Genomic DNA, 13,016 nt, shown 5'->3' with positions numbered 1-13,016 from the left:
TTCGAAATTATGTCGACACTATGCCTTATTCAACCGGGGAAATAAAGAGTGCAATACCTGTTAATTGCATAGACAGAATCTATTGGCGATGGTTTTACACTCCCAAAAACGTGAATTAGCTATTAGGGGCGAGTTTGTTGTAACGGGAGTCTTGCAGCGCCTCTTTGACACGTTTGAGATTGTTGCGAAATCCATTGCCGCGACGCAGTGTAAAACCAGTCGCTAGGACGTCGATAACGGTCATTTGTACAATGCGGCTGGCCATTGGCATGTAGACGTCGGTGTCTTCAGGTACGTCTAAGCGAATCGAGATGGAACTGGCGTGATCTAACGGCGACTCTTTCGCGGTAATGGCAATCACGGTCGCGCCGTTTTCTCGTGCTAGCAGTGCTAATTCTACCTGGCTTTTGGTTCTTCCGGTGTGGGAAATTAATACCACCACATCGTTTTCGGTGCAGTTAATACAACTCATACGTTGCATCACGACATCGTCAAAGTAGGTGATCGGAATATTAAAGCGCATAAATTTGTTTTGCGCGTCTTTGGCAACGGTTGACGAGGCACCCAAACCAAAAAATGAAATGCGCTTGGCCTGAGTTAACAAATCGACGGCGCGGTTGATTTGCGTTGGGTCGAGGGTGTTTTTTGCCACGTCAAGACAGGCCATCGTCGATTCAAAAATTTTCTGTGTGTAAGCGTCTGGACCGTCGTCCTCTTCGACATTGCGGTTGACATAAGGTGTGCCATTGGCAAGGCTCTGTGCGAGGTGGAGTTTAAAATCAGGAAACCCCTTGGTATCTAAACGGCGACAAAAGCGGTTGACGGTCGGTTCGCTGACATCAGCCATTTTTGCCAACGTAGCAATACTGGAATGGATGGCGGTTTGTGGTGAAGCCATGATCACTTCTGCGACTTTGCGTTCAGACTTACTGAAGTTGTCTAAATTTTTCTGAATTTTATCTAATGTATTCATAATGTGTGCGGTTCAGTAAAAAAGATGAGAGATACGCAGTACGGTTAAGTGAACACCACTTATACCACGACGAGTGACAATAAAGTTGCTTGATTATAAACTGATTTTAAGCAATGACGAAACGTATTCACCAGACAAAATTTGTAGAATTTGACTCGCCTCAAACAAAAAAGTGAATAAAAACGCAGATTTAATCAGCATGTGCTGGCATGAGCACACGCTGTGTTCCATTAGCTACTGGCCTTGGAATCAAGGATTGACTGTGCTTGTTCACGCAAGGGGGCGAGTAAAGCGCAAAAGGTATTGGCTAAGTTCACTTGTTCATCGAGAATCGCGCTAAGAATTTCATTGGTGGTCAGTGGGTTGGCCAGCACGACGCGAAATACGACAATATCTTGCCCTTGATAGCGTTCCAAGTTGAGCTGGGTTCTTGACACGAACGAGTTTCCGTTTTCGCGTTGGGCTTTTTGTATTTGTTTGGTTAACTCATTAAGAATACAGTTAATTTTCTCTTTTGTTGCGAAGTCGGCATGCTTCATTGCTCGTTGCAACACTTGCGGCGCGTAACGGTAGGTCAACAAACACAATTCAGGCTTCGAGGTAAGCTCAAAGTCACAATGAGCCTCAATCATTTCGGCAAAGCGACGCGCTTTTTCAATACTTTGATTGATTAAGAGTTCATAGCCGGGGCGACTGATAATGTGCATGGCGGCATAAAGTAGCATGGCAATGCCTGAGCGTGAACCTTCTAACGTATGGGCGCCTAGGTCTTTTGAACCATCGCGTAAAATGTATTGCGCGTGATGCTCAATCGACTGGGCCAGTTCCGGTGTTTTAAATAAGACCATGCCAGCGCCCATCGGGATGTACAACTGCTTGTGGGCATCGATGGTTATCGAGTCTGCGTGTTCAATGCCGTCAAGTAAATAGCGATATTGGTTGGACATTAACGTAGCCCCGCCCCATGCGGCATCGACGTGAAAATGACATTGGTATTGTTGACATAATGTGGCGATGTCATTGAGCGGATCGACCGTGCCGGTTTCTGTCGTTCCGGCAATACCGACAACGGCAAGGACTTTGATATTTTTGGCCTGGCAGTCTGCTAGGGTAATTTGTAAATCACTGAGTGACAATTTGTTGTTGTGATCGGTTTTTATCTTGATCAAATTACGTTGGCCAATCCCCAAGATGTCTGCGGCTTTGGCGAGTGAATAATGGCCGCGTTCAGAGACCAATATCGCCATGTCTTGATAACCATAATGGCGCAGTGCAGCGACGGCACCATCGCGTTCAATACCCTGAAATTGCTCACCATCAGCGGGAAATGCATTGTTTCTCGCAACCCAGAGGGCAGTGAGGTTGGCGACAGTGCCTCCAGAGCAAAAGACGCCCAGAGAGTGTTTGGCACTGTGAAGGAATGGCGTATAAAAATTCTCATCGCGTTGATAGGCAAGGCGATGTAACATGCCAATGACTTGCCGCTCAAGCGGAGTAAAAGCTTTCGAGGTCTCAATCTTGACGGTATTTTGATTAAGCGCAATCATGATTTTAGACAGCGGCATCAAAAAATAAGGCAACGCTGACGTCATATGACCGATGAATCGCGGCGATGCCGTGTGAACCGAATGTGCGACCAAGTTGTCGAGTAAATGCTGAGTATGATCAGAAACTAACTGGGCTTGCTCTGGGATCTGAGTCGAAGCGAAGTGCTTTTCAATCTCAACTAACGGCTTTTCATGAGCAACGATATGATCGTTGAGAAATTGGTCAAGGTTATTAGATAGACGACGCTCAATTTGCGTTAACGTCGATGTTTCCCCTTCTGGGACAGTGAAAATACGTACAAGACTGTCAAAATCCACTCGCACAGGTTTGTGTTCTGTCACCATAATTATCATTCTAATTGAGCTAATGGCGAAACAAAATAAACTAAAACGTCGCTCTTGTCTCGCGAAAATTACAACTTGTTGTTCACGCTAATCCTTGAGAAAGAGATATAAAGAACAACATCAATACTGGTACTAATACACTTAAAATAAAGCCACTGACAATCGCAATAGGAACGCAGCGCACCCCACCAGAGCTTTGTATGATAGGCAAAGTAAAGTCCATTGCGGTGGCCCCAGCATAGCCAATTACAGTAGAGGGGTAGCGATAAATAAACACCGGAATAATCAAAATCGCCGCCAACTCCCTGAGCAACTCTAAAATAAACGAGGCACCACCAAACACTGGTCCGTAAGCATCACCGATAAGAATACCCGAGAGTGAATACCAGCCAAAACCAGAGGCCATGGCCAAACTTTGAAACAAAGGCACATCGGTAAAGAGGGTCATCAGTACTCCAGCCAACATGGACGACAGGACAATAATTGCACTGAGCAGCATGCCCTGTTTATTGAGCAGTATCTGCTGGAGTGAAAGGCCGCTGTGCCTGAGATCGTAACCGATAAAAAACAGCAGAGCATAGAGGCAAAACTCACTGGCGCTATCAACAGCGTCAGTCGGCAAGTTCATGACAATACCAATGAGGCCGCCTAGCGCGACGACGCTGATGAGTTTTATCGAGCTCATTGCCATTTTAATCAGCGGGGGACGATAGCGCTTTTCTTCGAGAGTGACTGGCCAAAAGCGGTCAACGACAGGCAGAAAGGCCAAATTACACCCCCCGATAACCAAAAAGTAACCGAGGCTATAGGTCAACATGGCTGAGGTGTTCGCGGCAAGATTATCAACCGAAGTAATGCTGATCCCCATTAAAAACAAGATGACATAAATAAGCCATTGCGTGGCTTTACCGGCTCTTGCTCGCCATTTCGGATCCTTGAACGTGAGGAGGTAACCCACCACCAAAGGAATAAAGATAAACAACATGCTGGAATACATAAATCGGACTTCTTACTCGAATACAAGGGCAGTGGGGGAGATTATAGACCGCTACTTTTGAGCACCGCATCGAGCCGCTGCTCAAATTCACGCTCATTTAAGTTAGACAATTGGTACAGTATTTGGGCACCCGTGGTATCAAACTCAACCTGGTAGTCTTCCAGTCCGCTGTCGTCTTGACGTCGAAATAACAGCAAATAATAAGCAATACGCGCTATGTCTAGATAACTGACATGATTGGTATCGAGTTGCTGACCTTCATTTGAAGCTACATCGAGGTAATCTTGATCAAAGCCCCAACACGACAGTACGTTTTGGCTAAAATTACCACAGCGATGTTCAAACAAGGCCATTGCCAACTCCACCGCAAGGTAATTTCCGCGCGCTAAATACACATGGTATTCGCGAACCAAACTGTACAAACCAATATCGGCTAACAAACCGGTTAAAAACGCTTTCTCTTTGTTGAAATAATGGAAACGAGCCTTGTCCGAAGCTTGATATTGCTCGACGACTAATGCCATGGTCGCCCCGAGTTGTTTGGATGCTTTGGCACTTTGTTCTAACGTCTGTTGGCAGCATGGCTCAAATCGAGAAGACGTTTTTAATTGTTCGATGGCTTGCGCCGTAATGATGTCTCTAACGCGTAAGATACCCAGTCGATTGATCGCCACTCGCAGATCGTGACACTCAATACCGCGACGATTGAACATGACCGAATTGGCTATCCTGATCAAGGAGGCGGCAAGACTGGGTTCAGACATTAACAAAATACGGATCTGATCAACATCGACTTCTGGCTCTAAACACAATTGTTGAATCTGCAGTACGACATCAGGTAAAGGTGGCAAAGAGACATGACCTGCTGCAATGGCGAGATCAATCATTTCAGCAAACTCTTGCTTTAATGATTCTAAAATCCATTGTTTGTTGTCGGGACGCCAGTAAAACGAAAGGTGCTCCATGAAAACTCACTTATTAATGAATGACACGTAATTATGAAAAAAAGAAAACCCAGTCACCTAGATTATTAATTGTTACTTTGTTAAATAAATGTGAAGGAACTCAAGATAAATACATAAACTTTGTCACTTATTCTTTTATTAACCTGACATATGACGAATTATTTCTTAGAGTTAATTGGTAACAGCAATTAACTTGCTCTCATTCATCGTTATGCTCTTTTAAGGCAATTTACGTCCTTTTAACAGCCTGGCCGTCTTTTGAGTTAGTAGAGGAATAGTCTGTATGATCATTGAGTACTACCGAGATATATTAAATTCACATTCTATCGATGTCAAAGTGCATAGTTTTTTTGGTCTGATGAGTTTTATTCACGGTAAGATTCTCATTGCAATAGAAAAAAATGGCCAATTGTTTTTACAAACGAAAGGCTTGAGCCAGGATAAAATCAATGAATTTGGATTGAAGTCACACAACGAGTTTCACTGTTATTTAGATGAACTGTTTTTATTAGCAGAAGACTTTTCACAGCAGCCGACTCGCTATGTTGAAGTCATACAATTAATTATTGAACAGGCTAACCTACAACGAAGTGCAATAATTGAGCAAAAGTTACATGCCTTACCCAATCTAAATATTCATCTTGCCAGTTTGTTAAGAAAAATAGCCATCACGAACACAGAAGCTTTTTTTGAAATTGGCGCGGTGGATGCTTTTTATTTTTTAAAGAAAAAATTAGGCAAGGACTTATCGATAAGAATACTTTGGCGATTAGCCGGTGCCGAACTGGGAGTGCGTTGGGAAGTGTTGACGGACCAGCACAAGCAGCAACTACGGATGATGCTTGCAGAAAGAGAAGTAAGTCAGACCCTAGAGATCAACCAAAAGCCTATAATGGTAGAACCTACGTATACTCAACACCTGCGCAGCCTTTCGGAACATAAGCTGATCACTGCTTCGATGTCAGTCAAAAAAGTAAACCACAAAGGGAACTCGGACTCTAAAAAGCGTGATTTGGCTCAAAATGATAACGCACCAACAAACTGAGCTTTGATGGTGCGTTTGAAAGCGGATTTAAAGCAACGCTTCTAGGCCTGTACGATACACAGAATTAAAATTTAAAGCGGGTGGTAAACATCACCTGGTTGCCGTAAAAATCGTTAATTCTTGCTTCCGCACCGATGGAAAAGAGCTCGGTAGAGTGGAAGCGGGCATAAGCGCCACCAATGACGTGATTGTCATCATCGATATCGACATAGCCAACTTTACCGCCGACTTCAAGCTGTGGACCAAGCCATTGGCGCACACCAAGGTTGACTTCCATGCCCGTGTCGGTATCACTGCTCGATTCTTCTTCGACGACTCTCAACAGCATTTCACCGGTTAAATCTGCCCAATTGTTAATGGGCGAGTGAAAACCAAAACCAAAGGATGAGTCGAAATCATCTTCAAATTCAGAATCAAAGCGAGCGAGAAAATGCGCGTTGGGGTGAACGGATTTGCTTAGTGCGCCACCAAAAGTAACAGGACTAGCACCGATTCGAGCTTCGAAATAGTCGTAGCTGAAATTGCTCATCACCGTAGTGTCGTTGTAGTTGTTAGTCGCGGCCATCAAGGGGTGTGAGCCAAGCAATAGCGCTGCGGCGAAAAGAGTTTTACGCATCATTTGCTAAACCTTTGTCGAATTGTATCAATGTAAGATATCGCTAAGGATAAACTGTATTCAGTCAACTTTTCAACGAGATAGTTTTATAATTTGTTACCAAAGACAAAAAATAATACCGCCTGACTGTAACGCGGTGTGTTTTGCACTGTAATGAGTCATTTTTTGGTCAGAGTAAAGCGCCTGATATTGCGCTCGCTTTCTTGTTAACCACAGATAAGCTAGACTGAATCAAACTACTCAACAATTTTGATTATGAATAAATTACAAAAAATCGGTGCGGTGGGCGGGGTGTTAGCCCTGGTTGCCTGTTGGCCTGCTGTGGTTGGTAAAGTAGGTGAAGAAGCCCTGCGTCAAGGCGTGAAGACACTGCAAATGAACGGTGTGCAAACTCAGGTACTCGATTACCAAAGAGGCTACCTTTCATCGAAGATGGTCAGTCAGTTTACTGTCGTTGATCCCAAGCTTCTCGAGCAATTAACTCGCGATGGCTTACCTAAGCAATGGACAATCACCAGTGATATCTCTCATGGTCTGTTTGGCTTAACGTCACAATCTCACATTAGCGATCACCCTGATGTGCCGATCAGTTTAACCACTCATACTCAGTTAAATGGCAACACGCAATTTGAACTTGATATTGAGCAATGGAATTACCAAAACGATCTCAAAGGGGTGGCATTTTCGCTCCAGCCGAGTCAAATTAGCGGCTCATTAACCGTGCTAGGGGGGTTGACCTATCAAGCGAGTGTGCCATCAATTCAAATTGCATTTGCCAATGGCGATGCCCTCAAGCTCGATAATATCCAAGGACAAGGCGCTGGCAAACAAGCACATGGTTATTTTGTCGGTGAGCAATCTTGGTCGATAGAGAATAGCCAACTAACCGACATCACCAGTGAGGCTTTAGCTAAGATACAAAAGGCCAACTACCACATGGTGACTTCATTTGATGAAACGGAAGAAAAGTTGACCAGTGTTGCTGATCTGTCCATTGAGCACCTTGAAAGCTTGGGTATCGATCCGATTAATGCGCTTAAACTGCGCTTTGCCATTAACGACATCGACCGACAAGCATTGGACAAAACCCGTCAGCTTATCGACCGCTCTGGAGAAGTGACATCTGCTCAGCTTCAGCAGTTGCTTCCTGCTTTGGATCGATTATTTGCTCAGGGTTTTGAAATTGATTTACAAGCATTGAGTTTTGACGTTGCAGACGGTGAAGTGTCAGCAAAAGGCGTCATTACTATCCCGGCAAGTGAGGATCACATCACGAAAAATCCTTTTAATGTTTTGCAAGGTATGTCGGGGCAATTTGACAGTCATGTCACTGACGAAGTCGCCGAATCGTACCCAAGTCTACACCAAACTCTAGATGAGTTAGTGGTGATGGAAATGGTGACGGCGGACAAAGACCAATACCGTTTCAAAGCGGATCTTAAACAAGGGAAGTTAATCTTGTCGAACGGCAAAGAAATTCCATTATTAGCGATTTTAGTTCCTATGCTTGAATAGTGGGCAGTGGCGTGCTCAGTGAGTGAGAAAAAGGGGCCTGGTGGCCTCTTTTTGTTTTTCTAAATCGGCAAAACATGCTATTAATGTTGCACTTTGATTTCGACAACCTTGAGCAGGAGCAACTCGTATTATGGATACCAATGCAAACACCATTTTTAACTTCAGCGCCGGTCCAGCAGGATTGCCACACGATGTAATGGTGAAAGCACAAAGTGAATTGGTCAACTGGAATGGCTTAGGCACGTCTGTCATGGAAATTAGCCATCGCAGTAAAGAGTTTATTCAAGTGGCAAAAGAAGCCGAACAAGACTTGCGTGACTTACTTTCTATTCCTGACAACTACAAAGTCTTGTTTTGTCAAGGTGGTGCGCGTGCGCAATTTTCTGCCGTGCCATTGAACCTACTCGGTGATAAAGCGCAAGCCACCTACGTCGATGCCGGTTATTGGGCACACAGTGCCATTGAAGAAGCGAGTAAATACTGCCAAGTAGACGTGGTTGATGCCAAAACGACTCGAGATGGCAAAGTTGCAATCACACCAGCAAGTGAGTGGGCGGTGGATCAGCAATCGGCTTACGTTCACTTTTGTCCGAATGAAACCATTGATGGCGTCGAAATTAACGATTTACCGGTGACCGACAAGCCGATTGTTGCCGACTTGTCTTCGACGATTTTGTCTCGTCAAATCGACGTTTCAAAATACGGTGTTATTTATGCAGGTGCGCAAAAAAATATAGGTCCATCAGGTATTTGTATTGTCATTGTTCGCGATGATCTACTGGATCTTGCTCGCAATGTCGTGCCAAGTGTACTCAACTACGGTCTTGTCGCAGAGAAAGAGTCGATGTACAACACGCCACCAACGTTTGCGTGGTATTTGTCTGGTTTGGTGTTCAAATGGTTGAAAGAACAAGGTGGCATCGCTGCGATAGAAGAGATCAACCGACAAAAAGCTCAATTGCTTTATCAAGCGATCGACCAATCTGACTTTTATATCAATAACATTCACAGCGATAACCGCTCACGCATGAATGTGCCTTTCCAATTGGCAAAGCCTGAGCTTGATGCAACATTTCTAGAGCTTGCTGATAAGGCCGGTTTAAAGTCACTGAAAGGTCACCGTGCTGTAGGTGGTATGCGCGCTTCAATTTACAACGCGATGACACTAGAAGGCGTGCAAGCTCTGGTTGATTTTATGGCGAAATTTGAGCAGCAATACGCTTAATGTCAACGCATTCCGTCGCGAGTATTCAGGTTTGATAAAGGCGAAAAGCTTGAGGTGAGGATATAAATTGCGTATTTCACCCCTACGTTCAAGCTTTTCTGCTTTGATGACTGACTAGAAAAACAAGCCTATTGATGGCCTCGCTTCGATTTGCAAAGGTAAGTTAAAAAACGCTATAACTCAATGAGTTATAGCGTTTTTACTTTTAAGGACGTTTGTTCTTTACGAATGAATGTCTGTCAGTGTCACTAGAGTGACTGAATTAATTGAGCGTAACGGCCGTTTTGGCTAGCCAGTTCACTGTGACTGCCTTGCTCAATCACTTTACCGTTTTCGAGCAGTATTATGGTGTCCATCGACGGTAAATCAATCAACCTATGGGTGATAAAGACCACAGTCTTATTGGTAAAGTGCGTGTTTAGTAGTGACATAATGGATTGCTCAGTCTGCTTGTCGAGTCCTTCGGTGGGTTCATCGAGTAACATGATGGGCGCATCGTGAAGCAAAGCTCGCGCGATTCCAATACGTCTTTTTTCTCCGCCAGACAGTTGCCTACCACCATCCCCTAACCAGGTGTCGAGGCCTTGATTGTCGAGTAGGGTATCTAGACCGACCTGCTTTAGACATTGGGCAAACGTGTCGTCATCAGCGGTTGGCTTGGCAAGGAGCAAGTTATCACGCAAGGTGCCATTGAGGATATCGACGCGTTGACTGACCACGCTGATCATGTTGCGCAAATTTTCTTCAGACCAGCTTTTGAGTGGTTGACCCGCGAGATAAATGTCGCCTTGATCGACATCCCAGGAGCGGGTGAGTAGGTGCAGTAAGGTGGATTTACCTGACCCAGTCTGGCCGAGAATGGCATTGCGAGTACCTGGGGCAAAACGCAGCGACAAATCATTAATGACAGGTTCTGTGCCACCTGGATAGCGAAATTGAATCGTTCGAAATTCAATTTCCGCTTCATGCGGTGCCAGAATGATAGGGTCCTGCTCTGGAAAAGTCACCACTGGTGTCTGGTCGATGACTTCATTTAAACGGCGAGCCGACGTTAGGGTTTGGCCTAAAAACTGAAAGGCGCCGGCAATGGGCATTAAAATTTCAAAGCTGGCCATGGTGGCGAAAGCAAACATCGCGACGAATGGATCGGGTGCTTTGCCGTTAATACCATCAGCCGCTACCCAAACGACAAGCACTAAGGTCAAGCCATTAACTAATACCAATAAAGCCGATGCTAAACCAGTGAGGTAGGCGTGTTTTTTTTGATTGGCCAGTAACTTTTCTTGTTCGTTCAACATCCGTTGGCGGTAGATTGGCTCAGCGCCAAATAAGATTAATTCACTATAACCTTGTAGCCAATCAAGGGCTTTAATTCGCATTTGCGCTTTGTTGAGGGTTAACTCGGCCCCATTCGTTTTACCCAGTTTATAAAACAAAATCGGCCATGTGAGCAGCATGAAGGTGAGAATTGAACCGAGTATCAAGGCGAGTTGAAGATCAAAAAAAGACAATAACACCGTTAAAAATACGATGCCCAAGGCCCCGATCACCACAGGGCTTATTAAGCGCAAGTAAACGTGATCCATGGCATCGACGTCGGCGACTAAGCGGTTGAGGATATCGGCATCTCTTAAATTTGACACATTGCCAGGGACGAGGGGAGCGAGTTGTTTAAAAAAGTGAATGCGAAGATCAGAGAGTAGCTTAAAGGTTGCATTGTGACTGACAACTCGCTCAGCCCAACGGCCCGCGGTGCGAGCAATGGCTAAACCGCGCACCCCGCCACCGGGAAGAAAATAGTTAAAGGATTGACGAGCGATAGTAAGCCCAGCCACGGCTGCAGCTGAGATAAACCAACCCGATAACGTCAATAAACCAAGAGAAGCAATCAGCGTCAGTAACGCCAGTAACATACCCAGTGAAAGGCCGAACCAATGTTTTTTATACAGTTTGAGAAAAGGGAGCAGTTCACGCATCGAGATTCCCCTGTTGAGTGTGTTGCAAAGAAGCCAAGCTCGCTGCGAGCATGGATTTAAAGCGGCCGGTTTCGGTACTCAATTGCTGATAATTACCTTGTTGAACGATTTGCCCTTGGTCCATAACCAAAATCTGATCGACAGTCTGCAAATGCGACAATTGGTGTGTAACCATGAGTTGGGTCTTATCGCGTAAGTAAGGCGCCATGCCTTGTAACACCAAGCGCTCACTGTTGGCATCTAAGCTGGCGGTAGGCTCATCTAAAATCCAGAATTGGCCATGTTGTAACATCGCCCGAGCCAGTGCGATTCTCTGTGCTTGACCAACCGATAAACCGCCTGAGCGGTCGGAAATAGGGTAATCGAGCCCCAAGCGTTCGACAAAGTCATCCGCATTGGCGTCCTTCACAACAGCTCGAAGTCGTTGGTCATCGCTGAATGTTTGCCCAGACAAAGACAAATTATCTCGAATCGTGCCAGTCAGCAGAAGCGGATTTTGACCAATCCAGCTGATGTGCTGACGCCAACTGCTTTTATCTAGGGATTTGAGTTCCTGTCCATTGATAGTTAGGCTACCCTCATAAGGCATAAATCCTAATAAGGTGTTGACTAAACTGGTTTTACCCGCGCCACTTGGGCCAACGAGTGCGGTTGATGAACGATCGCTTAACGAAAAAGTCAAAGGGCCTGCTAAGGTGTCGCCTTCAGGGCTGTAAATGATCAAGTCTTTGGCTTCAATCGCAATGGTTGAATGATCGCGCAATGGTGTTTCTCCGCTTTGAAGACTCGATACTTCAATTTGCAAAAACTCAACCAAGCTTTCAGCGGCGCCAATGGCTTGTTGTTTCGCGTGATAATAAGTGCCTAAATCGCGCAGGGGCTGATAGAACTCCGGCGCTAAGATCAAGATAAACAGGCCGGCAAAGAGAGAGATTCCCGCCCCGTAGTAGCCAAAGTCAAGCTCGCCAATGTAGCTAAAACCGAAATAGACTGCGGTGATAGCGATAGAGACCGAGGTGAAAAATTCCAGTACCGCGGATGACAAGAAAGCAATACGCAGAATGTCCATCGTGCGCTCGCGAAATACCTCAGAGGCCGCACGCAAGTTTTCTGCTTCGCCTTCAACGCGATGAAATAAGCGCAAAGTCGTTAGAGACTGTAAGCGGTCGTAAAAGTGGCCTGATAAACGTTGCATGGCTTTGAAGTTTTTTCGGTTGGCATCCGCAGCTTTCATGCCAACTAATGCCATAAATAAAGGCACTAAAGGGGCCGTGATCAAGAAAATTAACCCCGCCGCCCAGTTGATAGGAAACACCACCGCAAGAATGACAAATGGGATCAGCACGGATAAAGACATTTGCGGCAAGTAGCGAGCAAAGAAATCGTGCATATTTTCGACTTGTTCAATTAATAAGGTTGCCCAAGCTCCAGCGGGTTTTCCTTTGATATAGGTTGGACCAAGCTGCTGTACCTTGTCCATAATTCGTTGCCGAATGACCACTCGGATCAATTCTCCGGCGCGAAACCCTGCGTATTCTTTGGCCCATGCGCAACCAGAACGAGCAATGACGGCGCCAATCATACCGAGAAAGTGAAAGACTAATTGTTGTTTATCAACTTGTTCAATGATGAGTTGATGAAGAAGGGAAGCGAGAAGCGCTGCTTGAGCGATAAGGAAAACACTTGAAAGCATACCTAAAGCAATCGAAATCACTAGCCAACGTTTGGCAATGTTACTTTGCTGCTTTAGCCAGGTATTCAAAGTACGAAGCTTTTTTCTATCCATCTTATTTTGTAATACGGCCATCGGTT

10 protein-coding genes are annotated in these 13,016 nt (G+C 45.2%); 3 read left to right on the top strand and 7 right to left on the bottom strand.

Annotation, left to right across the window (positions count from 1 at the left end; genetic code table 11):
* Positions 1-115: 115 nt before the first annotated feature.
* From AB0763_RS07900 to AB0763_RS07885, 4 genes are all read right to left on the bottom strand, one after another.
* Positions 116-973, bottom strand: coding sequence for a MurR/RpiR family transcriptional regulator (locus tag AB0763_RS07900; RefSeq protein WP_306100207.1), 858 nt, complete (start codon positions 971-973; stop codon positions 116-118).
* Between the two features lie 230 nt (positions 974-1,203).
* On the bottom strand, positions 1,204-2,865 hold the full coding sequence (panP, locus tag AB0763_RS07895; RefSeq protein WP_306100206.1) for a pyridoxal-dependent aspartate 1-decarboxylase PanP: 1,662 nt from the start codon (positions 2,863-2,865) through the stop codon (positions 1,204-1,206).
* Between the two features lie 82 nt (positions 2,866-2,947).
* Positions 2,948-3,862 carry a lysine exporter LysO family protein gene (locus AB0763_RS07890; RefSeq protein WP_306100204.1) on the bottom strand — a complete coding sequence of 305 codons (915 nt, stop codon included), beginning with the start codon at positions 3,860-3,862 and terminating at the stop codon, positions 2,948-2,950.
* 41 nt (positions 3,863-3,903) lie between these two features.
* Positions 3,904-4,827 carry an HDOD domain-containing protein gene (locus tag AB0763_RS07885; RefSeq protein WP_306100203.1) on the bottom strand — a complete coding sequence of 308 codons (924 nt, stop codon included), beginning with the start codon at positions 4,825-4,827 and terminating at the stop codon, positions 3,904-3,906.
* 283 nt (positions 4,828-5,110) lie between these two features.
* On the opposite strand from AB0763_RS07885, the gene AB0763_RS07880 reads away from it, so the two are divergent.
* A complete protein-coding gene (locus tag AB0763_RS07880; RefSeq protein ID WP_306100202.1) occupies positions 5,111-5,872 on the top strand; it encodes a TfoX/Sxy family DNA transformation protein in 762 nt (253 codons plus the stop codon).
* Positions 5,873-5,936: 64 nt separating this feature from the next.
* On the opposite strand, the gene AB0763_RS07875 is transcribed toward AB0763_RS07880, so the two are convergent.
* Positions 5,937-6,488: a hypothetical protein gene (locus AB0763_RS07875; RefSeq protein ID WP_306100512.1), complete on the bottom strand. Its 552-nt coding sequence runs from the start codon at positions 6,486-6,488 to the stop codon at positions 5,937-5,939.
* 255 nt (positions 6,489-6,743) lie between these two features.
* Between AB0763_RS07875 and AB0763_RS07870 the strand changes: the two genes are divergently transcribed.
* Complete coding sequence (locus tag AB0763_RS07870) at positions 6,744-8,003, top strand: DUF945 family protein (RefSeq protein ID WP_306100201.1); 1,260 nt, start codon at positions 6,744-6,746, stop codon at positions 8,001-8,003.
* 130 nt (positions 8,004-8,133) lie between these two features.
* Positions 8,134-9,228: a 3-phosphoserine/phosphohydroxythreonine transaminase gene (gene serC, locus AB0763_RS07865; RefSeq protein WP_306100200.1), complete on the top strand. Its 1,095-nt coding sequence runs from the start codon at positions 8,134-8,136 to the stop codon at positions 9,226-9,228.
* Between the two features lie 248 nt (positions 9,229-9,476).
* On the opposite strand, the gene cydC is transcribed toward serC, so the two are convergent.
* Both cydC and cydD read right to left on the bottom strand, forming a co-directional pair.
* The gene (cydC, locus tag AB0763_RS07860; RefSeq protein ID WP_306100199.1) at positions 9,477-11,204 is read right to left on the bottom strand and encodes a cysteine/glutathione ABC transporter ATP-binding protein/permease CydC; all 1,728 of its coding nucleotides are present in this window, start codon (positions 11,202-11,204) and stop codon (positions 9,477-9,479) included.
* Positions 11,197-12,990, bottom strand: a complete 1,794-nt coding sequence (cydD, locus tag AB0763_RS07855) for a cysteine/glutathione ABC transporter permease/ATP-binding protein CydD (protein ID WP_306100198.1) — start codon at positions 12,988-12,990, stop codon at positions 11,197-11,199. The genes cydC and cydD overlap by 8 nt, the downstream gene beginning before the upstream one ends.
* Between the last annotated feature and the right edge of the window lie 26 nt (positions 12,991-13,016).

Origin of the sequence: Vibrio sp. HB236076, from assembly GCF_040957575.1 — a bacterium.
In the GTDB taxonomy this organism is placed as follows: domain Bacteria; phylum Pseudomonadota; class Gammaproteobacteria; order Enterobacterales; family Vibrionaceae; genus Vibrio.
Note: the sequence above shows the minus strand (reverse complement) of the source record. Positions and strands in the feature narration are given on the sequence as shown.

Bases quoted from the DNA above. Each gene is read 5' to 3' on its own strand.
- AB0763_RS07900 (WP_306100207.1), bottom strand. From the start codon at position 973: ATGAATACATTAGATAAAATTCAGAAAAATTTAGACAACTTCAGTAAG.
- panP (WP_306100206.1), bottom strand. From the start codon at position 2,865: ATGGTGACAGAACACAAACCTGTGCGAGTGGATTTTGACAGTCTTGTA.
- AB0763_RS07890 (WP_306100204.1), bottom strand. From the start codon at position 3,862: ATGTATTCCAGCATGTTGTTTATCTTTATTCCTTTGGTGGTGGGTTAC.
- AB0763_RS07885 (WP_306100203.1), bottom strand. From the start codon at position 4,827: ATGGAGCACCTTTCGTTTTACTGGCGTCCCGACAACAAACAATGGATT.
- AB0763_RS07880 (WP_306100202.1), top strand. From the start codon at position 5,111: ATGATCATTGAGTACTACCGAGATATATTAAATTCACATTCTATCGAT.
- AB0763_RS07875 (WP_306100512.1), bottom strand. From the start codon at position 6,488: ATGCGTAAAACTCTTTTCGCCGCAGCGCTATTGCTTGGCTCACACCCC.
- AB0763_RS07870 (WP_306100201.1), top strand. From the start codon at position 6,744: ATGAATAAATTACAAAAAATCGGTGCGGTGGGCGGGGTGTTAGCCCTG.
- serC (WP_306100200.1), top strand. From the start codon at position 8,134: ATGGATACCAATGCAAACACCATTTTTAACTTCAGCGCCGGTCCAGCA.
- cydC (WP_306100199.1), bottom strand. From the start codon at position 11,204: ATGCGTGAACTGCTCCCTTTTCTCAAACTGTATAAAAAACATTGGTTC.
- cydD (WP_306100198.1), bottom strand. From the start codon at position 12,990: ATGGATAGAAAAAAGCTTCGTACTTTGAATACCTGGCTAAAGCAGCAA.